This is a genomic window from Deinococcus sp. YIM 134068 (assembly GCF_036543075.1).
In the GTDB taxonomy this organism is placed as follows: Bacteria; Deinococcota; Deinococci; order Deinococcales; family Deinococcaceae; genus Deinococcus; species Deinococcus lichenicola.
Genome location: NZ_JAZHPF010000018.1, coordinates 13615 through 28436, shown reverse-complemented (window position 1 = coordinate 28436; position 14822 = coordinate 13615). Strand labels below are relative to the sequence as shown.

The following is a 14822-nucleotide window of genomic DNA, read 5'->3' as shown; positions in this document are numbered from 1 at the left end:
CTGTAAAAACATCGCTCCAGGCAGTTGATGTTATGAGGTCTGATCTCCAGTCGCTTATGAGGCATCCGTCCTTGAGGCATGGGTTCGAGACGCCAACGGGATTTCCTCGCTGCTTAAGTGACTCTGTGTTAACCTTAACACCTAAGCGGAGGTGGGGGTGAAGACCGGAGGCAAGGCGGCGACGTTGGCGGATGTGGCGGAACTGGCGGGCGTCTCGCAGCAGACGGTCTCGCGGGTCGTCAACAACCAGGGGCCGGTGGCCGCCCGAACCCGCCTCCGGGTGATGGAGGCGGTGGGGCAGCTCAACTACGTGCCCAACCGTCTGGCGCAGGGGCTGGCCCGGCAGCGCAGTCAGTCCATCGGGTTCGCCACGAACGACATCTCCCTGCACGCCCCCTCACAGCTCACCTCGGCTATCGAGGGCGCGGCGCGGGAGGCGGGCTTCAGCCTGATCGTCTCCATCGTGCCGGGGTACGGGCTGGGCGGCGTTACCCAGGCGGTGCGCGCCCTCAAGGAACGCCAGGTGGACGGGGTGCTCATCAACGCGTCCCTGAGCCGTGCGGACGCCGCCGAGGTCGCCCGGCGGTTCGCGGACGTGCCCTGCGTCTTCATGGACGTTCCGCCCGGCTCGGCGGTGAACGCGGCGTTGCTGGACCAGTACCACGGCGCGGCGCTGGCCGCCCGGCATCTGGTGGAGCTGGGACATACGCGGATCGCCTGCGTCCATGCTCCCCAGGACGCGGTGGCCGAACACTCCCGGATGCAGGGCTGGCGGGACGTGCTGGCCGAACACGGCCTCACCCTGGTGGCGGGGCAGGAGGGGGACTGGAGTCCGGCGAGCGGCTACCGGGCGGCGGTGGCGCTCCTGGCCTCGGGGCTGAGCTTCACGGGCCTGCTCGTCGGCAACGATCAGATGGCGGTGGGCGTGTTGCGGGCGCTGTGGGAGCGGGGCCTGAGCGTGCCGGGCGACGTGTCGGTGATCGGCTACGACGACACGGCGGAGAGCGCGCTCCTGATTCCGCCCCTCACCACCGTTCGGCAGGACTTCCCGACCCTCGGACGGCGGGCCTTCGGGCACCTGGGGGCCTTGTTGGACGGGCAGGAGGAGCCGCACACGACCCTGACCCGGCCCGAGCTGGTCGTGAGGGCCAGCACGGCCCCGCCCCGCGTGGGCGAGCGCCTGCGGTTGCAAGAAGCCCTTCACCTCCTGCAACGCCACCTGGGGGAGGGGTCGGGCGAGGGTTGATTCCGAAAAGACCTCCTGCGAACGTGGGTGTTGGGGAGGGCAGAAGGTCAAAGGCACAACGCCCTCGTTGTTGGCCTTCTGCTCTCTGCCTTCCGCAAGGTTCGCGGGGAGTTCTCCCGTCCCGCGCGCCGCTCCGTCGAAGGACCAGAGCTGAGCGTCGGCTGGGGCGAGACTGGCCTTCCGTATCCCCGATTCCCTCCGACGGACGGCCCGGCCCCATGCCATGCTGAGGCCACCCCATGTCCCCCCTGCCTCCTCCAGCGATTCCCCCCGTTCCCGTCCGCAGTTGGCGGGCGGCGGAACTCGGCGGGCTGGACCTGCTCCACGGCAGCTTCACCACCCACGCCTTCGCGCGGCACACGCACGAGACGTACAGCATCGGGCTGCTGGGGCAGGGGGCGATGACCTTCGCGTGCCGGGGAGCGACCCACACGCTGCGCCCCGGATGGATCGGCCTGATCCACCCGGACGAGGCGCACACGGGCCACGCGGAGGACGCGCAGGGCTGGACGTACCGCAACCTCTACCCGCCGGTGGAGGCCATGCGCGGTGCCTTCGCGGACCCCGGAGCGAAGGCGGGCACGGCCTCCCCGCCCCGCCTCCCCGTCCTGATCCACGACCCGCCCCTCCTGCAAGCCCTCGTCACGGCGCACCGGGCCTTTGAGGAGCGCGCGTCCAGCCTCGCCCGCGAGTCGCTGATGCGGGAGGCGCTCACGCAGTTGGTCCTTCGTCATGCGGCCCGCCCGCCCGCGCTGCCCGTCCCCGGTCGGGAGTCCGGCGTCCTGGCACGGGTGCGCGCCTACCTGGAGGACGACCCCGCGCGCAACGTCACGCTGGACGACCTCGCCGCCCTCGCGGGGCTGAACGCCTTCACGCTGCTGCGGGCCTTTCGCCGGGCCTACGGGCTGCCGCCGCACGCCTATCAGGTGCAGGTGCGGCTGCGGCACGCCAAACGCTTCCTGCGGGAAGGGAACACACCCGCCGAGGCGGCCCTGCGCGCGGGCTTCGCCGACCAGAGCCACCTCGGGCGGCACTTCCGGCGGACGTACGGGGTCACGCCGCACGCCTACCGCCGGGGGGCGTCAGGAACGTTCTAGACCGGAGGTGCGGCGCGGCCCTAGCGTCCTCCCATGCAGGCCTCGCCCCCCGTCCCGGCCCAGGGTTCCCTCCTCGCACGTGGGCAACTCGCGCTCGCCATGCTCCTCGCGGGCAGTTCGGTCGTCCTCACGAAGATCATCTCGGGGAGCATCCCCCCCTTCCTGGCGAACGTCCTCGTCCTGCTGCCCGCTACCGCCGTGCTGCTCGCCCTTTGCCTGTGGCGGGAGGGCGGCGTGCGCGTGCCGCCGGGGGCGTGGCGACCGTTGCTGTTGCAGGCGCTATGCGGCGTCGTGCTGTTCCGGGTGTTCCTGTTCTATGGGCTGCCCCTCACCTCGGCGGCCTCGGCGGGCATCCTGACGAGCACCGTGCCCGCCGTGACGGCGCTCCTCGCATGGGCGGTGCTGCGGGAGCGGCCCGGCGCGCGTGGGTGGATGGGCGTTCTCCTCACGGGACTGGGCGTCCTCGTCCTCACCGTGCCGGGGTCATCTGCTGGCGCGGGGCCTCACCCCCTCCTCGGCAACCTGCTCGTCCTCGGCGCGGTGGCGGGGGAGGCGGCGTGGAACGTGCTGAGCAAACTCACCTCCGCGCGGGTCAGTCCCCTGACGGCGACCACCCTCGTCACGCTGCTCGCCCTGCTGATGTTCGTGCCGCTCGCCCTCCCGGAGGTGCCCGCCTTCGACCCCCGTGGCCTGCGCCCCGCCGACGGGCTGGCGATCCTCGTCTACGCCCTGGGTGCGACCGTCCTCGCCTACCTCCTGTGGTTCGCCGGGGTGCGGCGGGTGAGCGCGGGCACGGCGGCGGTCTCGACGGGCTGGCTCCCCGTGAGTGCGGTGGCCCTCTCCGCCCTCGTCCTCGGCGAGCCGCTCACCGTGTGGCACGCCCTCGGCCTGGGCTGCGTCCTGTGCGCGACCTTCGTCCTCGCCCGCCCGTAATCCCGCAAGGAGTCAACCCATGCCCCTCCTCACCACGACCGACCGCTGGCACGCCACCTTCCCCGGAGGGCACGTCGGCACCCTGCTCCTCGGTGGGGTGGACAACACCCGCCGTCCCACGCCCCTCGATGCCCGCAAGCGCGAGGTGGAGGCCCGGTTGCGCGACCGCTTCGGCCCCCTCTCCCGCGCCGAACTGCTGGGGGTGGACGTGCTACGGGCCTACCGGACCTACTACAGGAAGTTCGACCAGACCTACCACGTCCAACTTCAACTGGAGTCCGTGGTGCACAAGGGCAAGGCGCTGCCCGACGTGACTCCGCTTGTGGACGCGAGTTTCGCCGCCGAGCTGGACACCCTGATCCTCACGGCGAGCCACGACGCCGACACGCTGAGGCCGCCCCTCGTCGTGGACGTGACGCGGGGTGACGAGGCGTTCATGGGCATGAACGGCAGGGTCTGCACGCTGAGGCCGGGCGACATGATGATGGCCGACGCCGTGGGCGTGATCTGCACCATTCTCACCGGGCAGGACGCGAGAACGCCCGTCACCCCGGCGACCCGCCGCGCCCTGTACGTGACCTACGCCCCGCCCGGCGTCCCGGAGGAGGCGGTGCGGCGGCAACTGGACGCCATCCGCGAGAACGTCCGCCTCTTCGCGCCGGAGGCGGAGGTGGAGGGGCTGGAGGTCTACACGGCGAGCGGGTAGAGGCTCATACCAAATTGCGTTGATTCCCTGGAATCAACCGAGCGGAGCGAGAAGCGAAAGATACGGGATGACGGCGATGGAAGAGCATCCGGCGCTTTCCCGGATGTTCTGGAATCAGAGCAACCCCGTATCCATCCGTCGGGGGAGGACCCCACCCGTCGCCCGTCATCCGCGCCCACTGACATGCCGGGTCCGTGTTAAACCGGGGCCATGAGCGACCTCGACCCGGTGCCGACCCTCCCTGCCGCCGACCCCGTGCCCACCGCCTACGCCGCAGCGGTCCTCGACTACCTCGCCGAGGAAGGCTTCCGGCCCCGGCTGGACGAGGACGGCGACGTGTACTTCAAGTACGAGGGCAGCACGTATATCGTCGTGACGGGCACGAACGACCCCACGGCGCTGGCGGTCGTGTTGCCGTACTTCTGGCCGCTGGAGGACGCGGCGGAGCGCACGCGGGCGCTGGAGGCGGCCATGCTCGCGCAACACAGCGTCCGCATCGGGCGCGTCACGGTCTTCGACGACAACGTGAGCGCCAGCGTCAATGCCTACCTGCCCGACGCCGACAGCTTCCGCGCCGTGCTGCTCAGGAGCGTGGACGGCCTGCGCTTCCTCTCCGTCCAGTTCCGCGAGCAGATGCGCGCAGTTGGAGAACTGAGGTCGTGCGGTCGCCAGTCGCCAGCTTCCAGTCGCCAGGGGAGACGCCACACCCCTTCCCCGGAGGCCCCACCTCGAACCCACCCTGAACCCCCTTCGCCGTGGGGGATGTATCGGCGGGGCCGCCCATACCGGACGAGCTATTCCGAAACCTGAGTCAGAGCCAAGCTCCCCGTGTTTTCGCTGAAAGCTGAGGGCTGATCGCTGACGGTTCCCCCTCCCGCCTCACTTGATCGTCTCGGTCTCCTTGTTCTTCAGACCGTCGAGGCTGTGCCCCAGCATGAGCTGGCCTCCCGGCTCCTGGCGCAGCTCGCGGGGCACCTCACCGCCCATGCTGCCCTTCGCGGGCGTCACGCCGCCGTCGGCGAGCCACAGCGCCCCGGTGACGTAGCTCGCCTCGTCGGACGCGAGGAACGCGAAGACGTTCGCCATCTCCTCGGGCGTGCCCCGGCGGCCCATCGGCGCGGCCTCCACGAGCGTCTTCTCCAGCTTGGCGTCCATCGGCCCGGTCTCCTTGTGGGTCCAGGCGGTGTCAATCGCGCCGGGGCAGACGCAGTTGGCGCGCACGCCGTACTTGGCCTGCTCGACCGCCACGCCCATGATGAAGGCGTGGACGAAGCCCTTCGTGCCGCCGTAGGGGGAATTCTGCGCCTCGCCGTTGAAGCCCGCCTCCGAGCCGGTCGCCACGATGTTGCCCCGCGTCTTCTGGAGGTAGGGCAGCGCGTGTTTGGTCATCAGGAAGGGCGTGCGGACGTTGTTGCGGACCGTCGCGTCGAACACGTCCACCGGGTACTTGTCCGTCTCGGCGGTGGCGAGGAAGACGCCCGCGTTGTTCACGAGGACATCGAGCTGGCCGTAGGTACTCACCGCGAGTTGCACGCACGCCTCGGCGCTCGCGTCCTCCGAGAGGTCCCCCTTGTAGGAGACGGCCTGTCCGCCCTGCTGCACAATCGCGCGCACCACGTCGTCCACCGGGTCGCTGTCCAGCCCCGCGACGACCACCTTCGCCCCCTCGCGGGCGAACTTGTGCGCCACCGCCTCGCCGATGCCCGTGCCCGCGCCCGTCACGATGGCGACCTTGCCCGCCAGCCGCCCGTAGGTCATGCCCTGCCCGCCCGTCATAGAAGTGTTCGTCATGTCCGTCTCCTGTGCCCGTTTCCGGGGTGTGGTTGAGAGGAGTTCTTACCGCTCTAGCTTTCCTGCGAAGGAGGCAGAAAGCAGAAGGCGAACAATGGCGGTCCGCCTTCTGCCTTCGCCCCTCCCCTGGCTTACGTCCGCCCCATGCCCCCGGCCACGCCGTAGACCTCGCCCGTGACGTAGCTCGCTTCCTGCGAGGCGAGGAAGACGTAGACCGGCGCGAGTTCGGCGGGCTGGCCGGGGCGACCCAGCGGCGTCTGCCCGCCGAACTGCTCGATCTTCTCCTGCGGCTGTCCGCCCGTCGGCTGGAGGGGCGTCCACACCGGCCCCGGCGCGACGCCGTTGACCCGGATGCCCTTCTCCGCGAGCTGCTTGGCGAGCGAGTGGGTGGCCGCCATGATCGCCGCCTTCGTCTGCGCGTAGTCGAACAGCAGCGGCGAGGGCTGGTACGCCTCGACCGACGTGGAGTTGATGATGGCCGCGCCAGGAGGCAGGTGCGGCAGCGCCGCCTTCGTGATCCAGAACAGCGCGTACACGTTGGTCTTGAAGGTCTGGTCGAACTGCTCGGTGGTGATCTCGTCCAGCGACTTCTCCGCCGTCTGCTTGCCCGCGTTGTTCACGAGGATGTCGAGGCCGCCGAGTTGCGCCACGGCGTCCTGAACGAGCTGAAGGCAGAACGCCTCCTGCGTGATGTCGCCGGGAAGGGCCACGGCCTTGCGCCCCGCCGCCTCGATCAGCCGGATCACCTCGCGGGCGTCCTCCTCCTCGTCGGGGAGGTAATTGATCGCCACGTCGGCCCCCTCCCGCGCGTAGGCGATGGCGACCGCGCGCCCGATGCCCGAATCCCCGCCCGTGATCAGCGCCTTGCGCCCCGCGAGCCGCCCCGACCCCCGGTAGGTGGTCTCGCCGTGGTCGGGCTTCGGCTGCATCTCGTGGACGGTGCCGGGTGCCCCCTGTGGCTGCTGCGGAAAGGGCGGCTGCGGGTACTGGGTGACGGGGTTCTGCATCGTGTACTGGCTCTTGCCGGACTGGCTCTGATCTTCGCTCATACGGACACCTCTGGAGTGGGAACGTTGTGTCGGAGTTTGGCCGCCGGGATGTGGGCGTGGACGCCCCACACAGCTTCCAAGTGTGAAGTTCTCCCCATCCCCCGGCGTGAGGTGGCCGTGAAGCGCATTTGCGGCGTTTGGACCCTGAAACCCGAAGGAGGTGAAGAGCCGCCCATCTTCTGAAACGTATGCTCCTCCCCCACAAACGCCCGACGTAAATTAAGAAATAAGCGTACCGGATGTGCTTTCCGCTCCCTCTCCCCCTGCGGGTGACTCGTAGAGCTGCGAAGCAGAGGGCTGGGGAGAGGGGTGACGAGCACCGCTCGTCCTTCTGCCAGACGGCAACAACACCTCCACTGCCCGGTCTGCAATTCACATCAAGCGTCACAAGAGTCCGGGCAGCCCTCACGCTTGACAGGGACCGTCGGGCGGCATAGCTTCGAATCCTGAGTCAAAAAGTCGGAATTAAGCCGCCCTCACCTCCCCCTGGAGTTCCCATGCGTCCTGTGAACAAGCTGGCCCTGCTCGCCGCCCTCCTCGTTTCCCCCGCCTCCGCTCAGTCCACCTCTCCCCAGGCGTGTGCGGGCCGCCTCGTCACGCACGCGCTGGGGCAGAGTTGCGTGCCGCGCAAACCCGTGCGCGTGGTCGTGCTGGACGCGGGGCCGCTGGACACGGCGATTGCGCTGGGAATCAGGCCCGTGGGCGCGGCGAGCAAGTTTCCGGGGGACGAGACCTTTGTGGACTACCTCGGCGACCGCACGCGCGGCATCGTCAGCGTGGGCACGATCACCGAGCCGAGCCTGGAGCGGATTCTGGCGCTGAGGCCCGACCTCATCCTGAGCAGCAAGGTGCGGCATGGAACCGTCTACGCGGCACTCAGCCGTATCGCGCCCACGGTGATGAGTGACACGGTGGGGGCGACGTGGCGCGAGAACCTGCTGCTGTGGGGCGAGGCGCTGGGCAAGAAGGCGGACGCGCAGCGCCTCCTGAACGGCTTCCGCGCCCGCGCCCGCGCGCTGGGCCGCGCCGTGCCTGCGAACACCACCGTCTCGGTCGTGCGCTTCCTGCCCGGCCAGACGCGCATCATGCACCGGGCGAGCTTCATCGGCACCATTCTGGACGAGGCGGGCCTCGCGCGCCCCGGCCCGCAGCGCGTGAACGATTTCGCGGCAATCGTCGGCCCGGAGGCGATTCCGCAGATGGACGCCCAGGCGCTGTTCTACACGACCTGGGGACCGGCGGAGGCCACCACCCTGACCACCTTCACCGGGAGTCCCCTGTGGGCGAGGCTCGGCGCGGTGCGGGCGGGGCGCGCCTACCCCGTCTCCGACGACCACTGGATGACCGGGACCGGTATTCTGGCGGCGGGCCGCGTGCTGGACGATCTGGAACGGGTGCTCGTCAAGTGAAACGCCTTCTTCCCCTGATCGCCGCCCTCTCCGTCTCGGCGGCCTCGGCGCAGGCCTTTCCCCTCACCGTGCGGCACGACCTGGGCAGCACGACGCTGACGCGGGTGCCGCAACGTGTCGTGGTCATTCAGGAGGAGACGGCGGAATTGCTCGCGGTCCTCGGCGTGAGGCCCGTGGGTTTCGGCAGCACGCGGGTACAGGGGGCGACGCCGGGGCGGCCCCTCACGGCCCTGACCGCGCCCGCCGCGCGCAGTCTCGGCCAGCCCGTCTTCGTCGGCACGCACGACCAGCCCAGCCTGGAGACCATCGCGGCGTTGAGGCCCGACCTGATCCTGATGAGCGCCGGGGACGACGGCAGCAACACGCTGTACCCGCAACTCGCGCGGCTGGCCCCGACGCTCGCCTTCGACTACGACGCGGGGGCGTCGGGCTGGCGGCGGGCATTGACCGAGGTGGGGCGGGTGCTGGGCAAGTCGGCCCAGGCGCGGCGCTACCTGGCGACCTACGACGCCCGCGTGGCGACCCTCAAGGCCCAGATCGCGCCCGTGACAGCGGCGGGGCCGAATACTGCCCTGCTGTACATGTTCGATCCGCAGAGCGTCGTGGCGCTGGGAGAGAAGTTCAGCTTCTCGCGGACGCTGGGAAGTCTCGGGTTGAAGCTCGTCGTGCCCGCCGGGATGACGCCTGACCTCGTGTTCAAGGTTCTCTCGCCCGAGGCCCTGACCACCCTGAAGGCCGACCGCACCGTGCTGCTGCGTCTCAAGGTGAACGGCCAGCCCCTGCCCCGGAACGCCACCGACGCCCTGCTCGCCCGCGCGGGGGTGCCCGTCGTGACCTATCTCCTCGACCCGCAGGAGCCGTCCAGCGGCCCGATCACGGACCTGCGGCGCATCGAGGCGCTCGCCAGATTGCTCCGGTAGGTCAGGAACCGCCCTCGCCCGGCGGCCAGCGCCCCGTCCCGATCAGGTCGAGAAACGCCCCCACCACGCGGGGATCGAAGCGCGTTCCCACCCCCCGCTCGATCTCTCCGACCACTTCCGCTAAAGGCCACGCTGCCTTGTAGGGCCGGACACTGCTCAACGCGTCGTACACGTCCGCCACCGCCACCAGCCGACCGACGAGCGGGATGTCCTCGCCGCCCAACCCCCGTGGATACCCCTCCCCGTCCCACCGTTCATGGTGTGTCCACGCAATTTCCTCCGCCATCGCCAATAACGGCGAGTCCCGCCCCCCGAGCATCTGTGCCCCCACCGTCGTATGCGTCTGGATCAGGGTCCACTCGTCGGGGGTCAGGCGACCGGGTTTGAGCAGGATGTCGTCGGGGACGGCGATCTTGCCGATGTCGTGGAGACGGGCGGCGAGGCGCAGCATCCGGACCTCTTCCTGCGGCACTCCCAGATGCCCGGCGAGGAGGGCGGCGAGGGTGCCGACGCGGCGGGTGTGGTCGGCGGTCTCGGCGTCCCGGAACTCGGCGACGACGGCGAGGCGCTCCAGAAGGGCGAAGTGGCTGGCCTCCAGTTGCTGGGTGCGCTCCTGCACCAGCTCCTCCAATTCCTGAGAGCGCAGGCGGTGGAGTTCCACGTCGTAGCGGGCGCGGGCGAGGTGCCAGCGGGCCTCCGCCGACTCGTCACGCAGGGCGAGTTCGAGGGTGTGAAGCTGCCGCAGGGCCGCCAGCGCGGACGTGGTATCGCCAGCCAGCTCGTGCAGGTCCACGAGGTCGCGCAGCACCATGACCGTCTCGTGACGGGCACCCGCCGCGTCCAGAAGGAGCTGGGCCGCCGTGAGTTCTCCCAGAGCGCCCGCCACGTCCCCCCGCTCCCGCCGCTGCCGGGCGGCTTCCATCCGGGCGTAGGCCTCGGTGGCGCGGTCCTCGCCGCCCCGCGCCGCCGCCACGGCCCGCGAGAACCACCCCTCGGCGGCCTCCATCCGGCCCAACTCGAACTCGGCCTGTGAGGCGGCGGTGGCGGCGAACGCGACCTGACGCAGATTCGCCAGCCGCGTCCCGATCACGACGGCCTCCTCCAGCAGGGGGAGGGCCGCTTCCAGCTCGGCACGCGCGCGCGCAGCGTCGCCCCTGGCCCCGGCCCGCACGGCGAGTTCGACGCGGGTGGCACCGACATACGACAGCCCGTACCCCATTCCGCGCTCATGGCCCGCCTCGCGGTGACGGGCCAGGGCGAACTCGTGGAGCGGAAGGGCCGCCCCGAACTCCCCCCGGTTGGCATGGACGACGGCGATGTGCTGGGCCGTCTTCGCCTCCTGCATGGCGTGTCCCAGGGCGGCGTAGCGGTCGCGCGCCCGCAGAAGGGACTCCAGGGCCTGGGCGTGGTCCCCCAGGCCGCCGAGGACGCCCCCCAGGTTCATCAGGGTATCGGCCTCACCTCCCACGTCCCCCACCCTGGTAAACAGCGTCAGGGCCTCCTCCAGCGGCCCGAAGGCCCCCAGGAAGTCACCCGTCACGTACCGTCCCAGGCCCAGCAGGAACAGCACCTCGGCCAGGGTCACGCTGTCGCCGAGGGCGCGGGCGAGCGGCAACGCCTCCTCCATGAGCGGCCCGCCCCGCCTCGCCTCGTTCGCGCGGGCGGCACGGGCCTCCTCCAGCAAGGCCGTCAGCCGTTCGGCCTCGGCGGTCTGGATGGAGGAGGGGGAGGTGTCGATTCGTCGCAGTTCTCGCATGGGGCCTGGCTCGGCTGCCGGAGCGTTCCTCCGCCCCCGACGCCTGACTCATGTATATCCCATGAGCTGTGAGTAAGGCCGCGAGGAACTCGGCAGTTCCACCCATGCCGGACATCGGGGGGTGTGGGTGTGGCCCCAACGACCGCCCGGTTCACGTCCACGAGGGTCAGAAGGTCAAAGGCAGAGGACAAGGGGCACCCGTTGTCGGTCTCCTGCCCTCTGCTTTCTCCCTTGCTTGTGCGACTTCCGCAGGAGGTCTAGTAGAAGAAGCTCCCCCCGTAGTCGCTCTCCTTGTCGCGCCAGATCGTGTGATAGTGAATCTGGTCGGCGTAGACCACCCCGTTCTGACACACGAACTCGATCCAGACGTGTGGGCCGCTGATCCGCACGTAGTCGGCGTTGGCGTTCAGGGCGGTCGTGCCGGAGTAGGCGACGTACGTCCGGTCCAGCTCCGCACGGTAGGTGGCGAGCAGCCGGGCGGCGGCGTCCCCGCTCGCGTCCCGGACCCACGGGGCGATGGCGGCGAGGACCAGCGCCCGTTGCCCCTCGTTCAGGGCGGAGACGGGGAGGCCCTGTTCCTCCTGCGGAAACTGGCCGTCCTTGCCCGGCCCCAGCAGCACGTCGCTGAAGCGGGGACTCAGCCTCGCGCGCTCCCGCTGCGTGGCGCTCAGGGACGCGAGCAGGGCGCGCATTCCGCCGCGTTCCTGATTCAGGGGGGCGTAGGTTCTGCCTCCCGTCGTCCACGTCCTCGGCTCGACGCCCACGAACTCCGGGGTGCTGCCCGCTACCCTGCCGCCCTTGAAGGTGACGTTCACCGCGAGGTGGTGCCCGCCGAACTGGAGCTGCCAGGTGCCCGTGGTGGAGGGCGTGCCCAGGAAGGCGATGAAGTAGAAGTCGGCGTCGTAACCGCTGAGACCACCGCCGGGACCACCGCCCGGTCCCCCGGCTGGAGGTCCGCCCTCCGGCGCTCCGGGTGGGGGGCCGCCGTTCGGGTCTCCTCCGGGGGGCGGTCCCGAGGGTGGGCCACCCGCGCCCGGTCCCCCGCCCTCCCCGCTCGCCTGCGCGGCCCCCAGCACGTCGTCCGCCGCGCGAATCTGCCGCACCTCGTCGAAGCCCTCGTTGGCCGTGCGGCCCGTCGCGGCGGCCACAACTGCCTCGGCGGCGGCCCGCTGCGCGGCGGTGAGGTCGCTCAGTTGCACTCCCACCCGGCAATTCGAGCCGCACGGCAGGTTCGACCACTTCACCGCGTTCGTCGCCGAGTAGTCCTCAAGGAGGGTCTCCCGCTGGGACGCGCTCAGGGTCGCCATGAAGGCGTCGGCGGCACAGACCACCCGCGCGGTCGTGTCGCTCTGGGTGCAGGACGCGGAGGCGGAGGGAGCGCCCCCACCCCCGGCGGCCCCGTGCGCGAGGAGGGCGAGGGGCAGCGTCAGGGCCGCGCCGATCCAGAGTTTGAGGGGAAAGCGCATAGGGGAGACCTCCGTGGGGATGTTCTACTCCTTCCCCTTGAACGTTTGGTGCGAGGTGGTGTTGGGAGGAGTGTTTATCGTCTGGCAGAAGGACGAGCGGTGGTCGTCACCCCCTCCCACAAACGCCTGATGTGAATTGCGAGTTGGGCGGTGGAAGCGTCTTCGTCGTGCAGCAAGAGGACGAGCGTCGCTCGTCACCCCTCTCCCCAGCCCTCTCCCGCAAGGGGAGAGGGAGTAAAAAGCACGTTCGGCACGCTGGCTTTCTATTGCACATCAGGCGTCACAAGGGGGGAGAAAGGAGACGTGGGCATCGGCTTTTTAGCCCCTCCCCCTTGAGGGGGGAGGCCGGGAGGGGGTGAACGAGCCTGGCCCCCCAAACAGTCAATACCTCAATTCCCTCTCCCTCACCCCACCTCACGGCAACGGACGCCCCACGCCGGGTCCCTGACGCGAAACCAGCGTCGCCAGCACGGCCAGCACCGCGAGGCCGCCGATGATCCACATGGCGTGAGTGCCGAGTCCGTCGGCGAGGAGGCTCAGGGGGTTGTCGGTTCCGAGGAGGCGCTGCCCCAGCCAGCCGAGCGCCGCCAGCGCCGCCACGCCCGCCCCGACCACGCGCACGGGGGTATAGACGGACGTGCGCGCGAGGAGGATGAGCCACGGCATCGTCACGGCGATGACGAGCAGTTGCATCAGCTCGATGCCGATGTTGAAGCCCAGCAGGCTCACCGCCATCTGCCCGGCGGTGAGGTCGAACTCCGCCAGCGTGAACGAGAAGGCCAGCCCGTGAATCAGCCCGAAGCCCGCCGCCACCCCCGCCTCCCGACCGGGGAAGATCGGGCGCAGCGCGTGGACCGCCGAGACGAGGATGGAGAAGGCGATCAGCGCCTCGATGGGTTGCGTGGGCAGCTCCACCAGCCGGAAGGTCCCCAGCAGCAGCGTCAGCGAGTGTCCAATGGTGAAGGCCGTGACGATCTTGAGGATGTTGACGAGCGAGCGCCGCGCCCCGCCGAACTCCCCCCAACGGGGCGGTTTCAGCGCCGTGCGCGCCAGCAGCGGGGCGGGCAGCAGCAGCACCAGGAGGAAGAGCAGGTGGTCGGTGCCCTCCGCGATGTGCGTCATCCCCAGCCGCAGCAGGCCGACAAAGCCGCCCCACAGACCGCCGCCCTCCCGCTCGACCACGAGGGGCGGCACCGTGCCCGTGCGGGTGTCGGTGCGGATGACGCCGAGTTCCAGCGGGTGTTCGGGGGCCACGCCGCCCTCCCAGTCCTGCCGGATGGAGACGAGAACGTTGTGCGTGACGACCTGATGCACGATGGCGTCGTACTTCACGGTAAAGGCGCGGCTGCTCGCCCCGGCGGGCGGCGTGAGGCGCACGGGCACGATGAACTCCTGAAACGGTCCGGTTGCCGTCTGCTCGGCCTCGGAGACCTCCGGCTCGCCGACGCTCACCGTCCACGGCTGCCCGCCCGGCGTCGTCACCGTCAGGTGTTCGCGCAGATACGCCCGCACGCGCTCCCCGTACTGCGCCAGCGCGTTCGCGTTCCCGACGAGGTTCCAGCGCGTCGCCAGTTGCAACTCGTTGAACGGCAGGTCGAGGTCGGCGTCCACATACCCGCCGTGGATGTTGAGTTGAACGAGCGTGGTCGGCATGGGATGTGCCCCCGCCCGGCCCAGCAGGGCGAGGACGAGGGCGAGAAGCCAGGGCAGCAGGGGAATTCGGGGCAGGGTCAACTCGAGTCTCCTCGGAAGCGAAGGAGGCGGGAAGACCGATGCACCTGTCTCCCCGCCCGTTGAAATGGAATCTACGACATTCGACCGATGGGTTCTGGCGACTGGCGACTTCCTAGAACGAGTAGCTCGCCCCGTAGTCCCGCGTGTGGTCGCGCCAGACGGTGTGGTAGTGAATCTCGTTGCGGTACACGATGCCGCTCTGACACACGAACTCGATCCACACGCTCGGCCCGTCGATCCGCACGTAATCGGCGTTGCTGCTCAGGGAGGCGTTGCCCGAGTAGGCGACGAACGTACTGTCCAGCTCATCCTCGTAGATCGCCAGCAGGGCGGCGGCGGTCGTGTCGTCCACGTCCTGCACCCAGGGCGCGATGGCAGCGAGGACGAGGGCCTTTTGCGCGGTGCTCAGGCCGCTCACCGCGAGGCCCGACTTGGTGGTGGGAAACTCGCCGTCCTCGCCCGGCCCCAGCAGCACGTCGCTGAAGGTCTGCGAGAGTTTGGCGCTGGCGAGCTGCGTGCTGTCCAGGCCCGCGAGCATGGCGACGAGCGCCTGCTGCTCCTGATACAGCGGCGCGTAGGTGGTCGTGCTGCCGCTGGTGCCGGGGCCGGGCAGGTGCCGCTGATGACGGTGGTCGTGCTGCCCGTCACCGACCAGCATTTGGGTTCGATGCCCGTGAACTTGGGCGTGCTGCCCGTCACCGACCAGCATTTGGGT

General features: G+C 69.9%; 13 protein-coding genes. 7 read left to right on the top strand and 6 right to left on the bottom strand.

The features are described from left to right. Nucleotides 1-157: 157 nt before the first annotated feature. The 5 genes from V3W47_RS15115 (at nucleotide 158) to V3W47_RS15095 (ending at nucleotide 4792) form a co-directional block, all read left to right on the top strand. On the top strand, nucleotides 158-1246 hold the full coding sequence (locus V3W47_RS15115; RefSeq protein ID WP_331826048.1) for a LacI family DNA-binding transcriptional regulator: 1089 nt from the start codon (nucleotides 158-160) through the stop codon (nucleotides 1244-1246). Nucleotides 1247-1485: 239 nt separating this feature from the next. Beyond that, nucleotides 1486-2343 carry an AraC family transcriptional regulator gene (locus tag V3W47_RS15110; protein WP_331826047.1) on the top strand — a complete coding sequence of 286 codons (858 nt, stop codon included), beginning with the start codon at nucleotides 1486-1488 and terminating at the stop codon, nucleotides 2341-2343. 33 nt (nucleotides 2344-2376) lie between these two features. After that, nucleotides 2377-3276: a DMT family transporter gene (locus V3W47_RS15105; protein WP_331826046.1), complete on the top strand. Its 900-nt coding sequence runs from the start codon at nucleotides 2377-2379 to the stop codon at nucleotides 3274-3276. A gap of 19 nt (nucleotides 3277-3295) precedes the next feature. Continuing rightward, complete coding sequence (locus V3W47_RS15100) at nucleotides 3296-3982, top strand: phenylalanine--tRNA ligase beta subunit-related protein (RefSeq protein WP_331826045.1); 687 nt, start codon at nucleotides 3296-3298, stop codon at nucleotides 3980-3982. A 210-nt stretch (nucleotides 3983-4192) separates the two neighbouring features. Then, a complete protein-coding gene (locus V3W47_RS15095) occupies nucleotides 4193-4792 on the top strand; it encodes a hypothetical protein (RefSeq protein WP_331826044.1) in 600 nt (199 codons plus the stop codon). Nucleotides 4793-4861: 69 nt separating this feature from the next. Here V3W47_RS15095 and V3W47_RS15090 read toward each other — a convergent pair whose 3' ends face one another. Continuing rightward, nucleotides 4862-5773 carry an SDR family NAD(P)-dependent oxidoreductase gene (locus V3W47_RS15090; protein WP_331826043.1) on the bottom strand — a complete coding sequence of 304 codons (912 nt, stop codon included), beginning with the start codon at nucleotides 5771-5773 and terminating at the stop codon, nucleotides 4862-4864. A gap of 131 nt (nucleotides 5774-5904) precedes the next feature. After that, nucleotides 5905-6822, bottom strand: a complete 918-nt coding sequence (locus V3W47_RS15085; protein WP_331826042.1) for an SDR family oxidoreductase — start codon at nucleotides 6820-6822, stop codon at nucleotides 5905-5907. Between the two features lie 497 nt (nucleotides 6823-7319). Here V3W47_RS15085 and V3W47_RS15080 point away from each other — a divergent pair, with 497 nt between their 5' ends. Further along, nucleotides 7320-8231 carry an ABC transporter substrate-binding protein gene (locus V3W47_RS15080; RefSeq protein WP_331826041.1) on the top strand — a complete coding sequence of 304 codons (912 nt, stop codon included), beginning with the start codon at nucleotides 7320-7322 and terminating at the stop codon, nucleotides 8229-8231. Then, nucleotides 8228-9151 (top strand): ABC transporter substrate-binding protein, encoded by a 924-nt coding sequence (locus V3W47_RS15075; protein WP_331826040.1) that lies wholly within the window; start codon nucleotides 8228-8230, stop codon nucleotides 9149-9151. The genes V3W47_RS15080 and V3W47_RS15075 overlap by 4 nt, the downstream gene beginning before the upstream one ends. A gap of 1 nt (nucleotide 9152) precedes the next feature. Here the strand turns inward: V3W47_RS15075 and V3W47_RS15070 are convergent, their stop codons facing one another. The 4 genes from V3W47_RS15070 to V3W47_RS15055 all read right to left on the bottom strand — a co-directional run bounded on the left by V3W47_RS15070 (nucleotide 9153) and on the right by V3W47_RS15055 (nucleotide 14765). Further along, a complete protein-coding gene (locus tag V3W47_RS15070) occupies nucleotides 9153-10907 on the bottom strand; it encodes an HD domain-containing phosphohydrolase (RefSeq protein WP_331826039.1) in 1755 nt (584 codons plus the stop codon). A gap of 257 nt (nucleotides 10908-11164) precedes the next feature. After that, entirely contained in the window at nucleotides 11165-12373 is a 1209-nt protein-coding gene (locus V3W47_RS15065; RefSeq protein ID WP_331826038.1) for a DUF3500 domain-containing protein, read from the bottom strand. A 414-nt stretch (nucleotides 12374-12787) separates the two neighbouring features. Next, nucleotides 12788-14107, bottom strand: coding sequence for a HupE/UreJ family protein (locus V3W47_RS15060; protein ID WP_331826037.1), 1320 nt, complete (start codon nucleotides 14105-14107; stop codon nucleotides 12788-12790). 112 nt (nucleotides 14108-14219) lie between these two features. Further along, on the bottom strand, nucleotides 14220-14765 hold the full coding sequence (locus tag V3W47_RS15055; protein ID WP_331826036.1) for a DUF3500 domain-containing protein: 546 nt from the start codon (nucleotides 14763-14765) through the stop codon (nucleotides 14220-14222). Between the last annotated feature and the right edge of the window lie 57 nt (nucleotides 14766-14822).

Excerpts from the sequence above, each read along its gene's own strand:
- V3W47_RS15110 (WP_331826047.1), top strand. The coding sequence starts at position 1,486 with ATGTCCCCCCTGCCTCCTCCAGCGATTCCCCCCGTTCCCGTCCGCAGT.
- V3W47_RS15105 (WP_331826046.1), top strand. The coding sequence starts at position 2,377 with ATGCAGGCCTCGCCCCCCGTCCCGGCCCAGGGTTCCCTCCTCGCACGT.
- V3W47_RS15100 (WP_331826045.1), top strand. The coding sequence starts at position 3,296 with ATGCCCCTCCTCACCACGACCGACCGCTGGCACGCCACCTTCCCCGGA.
- V3W47_RS15095 (WP_331826044.1), top strand. The coding sequence starts at position 4,193 with ATGAGCGACCTCGACCCGGTGCCGACCCTCCCTGCCGCCGACCCCGTG.
- V3W47_RS15090 (WP_331826043.1), bottom strand. The coding sequence starts at position 5,773 with ATGACGAACACTTCTATGACGGGCGGGCAGGGCATGACCTACGGGCGG.
- V3W47_RS15085 (WP_331826042.1), bottom strand. The coding sequence starts at position 6,822 with ATGAGCGAAGATCAGAGCCAGTCCGGCAAGAGCCAGTACACGATGCAG.
- V3W47_RS15080 (WP_331826041.1), top strand. The coding sequence starts at position 7,320 with ATGCGTCCTGTGAACAAGCTGGCCCTGCTCGCCGCCCTCCTCGTTTCC.
- V3W47_RS15070 (WP_331826039.1), bottom strand. The coding sequence starts at position 10,907 with ATGCGAGAACTGCGACGAATCGACACCTCCCCCTCCTCCATCCAGACC.
- V3W47_RS15065 (WP_331826038.1), bottom strand. The coding sequence starts at position 12,373 with ATGCGCTTTCCCCTCAAACTCTGGATCGGCGCGGCCCTGACGCTGCCC.
- V3W47_RS15055 (WP_331826036.1), bottom strand. The coding sequence starts at position 14,765 with ATGCTGGTCGGTGACGGGCAGCACGACCACCGTCATCAGCGGCACCTG.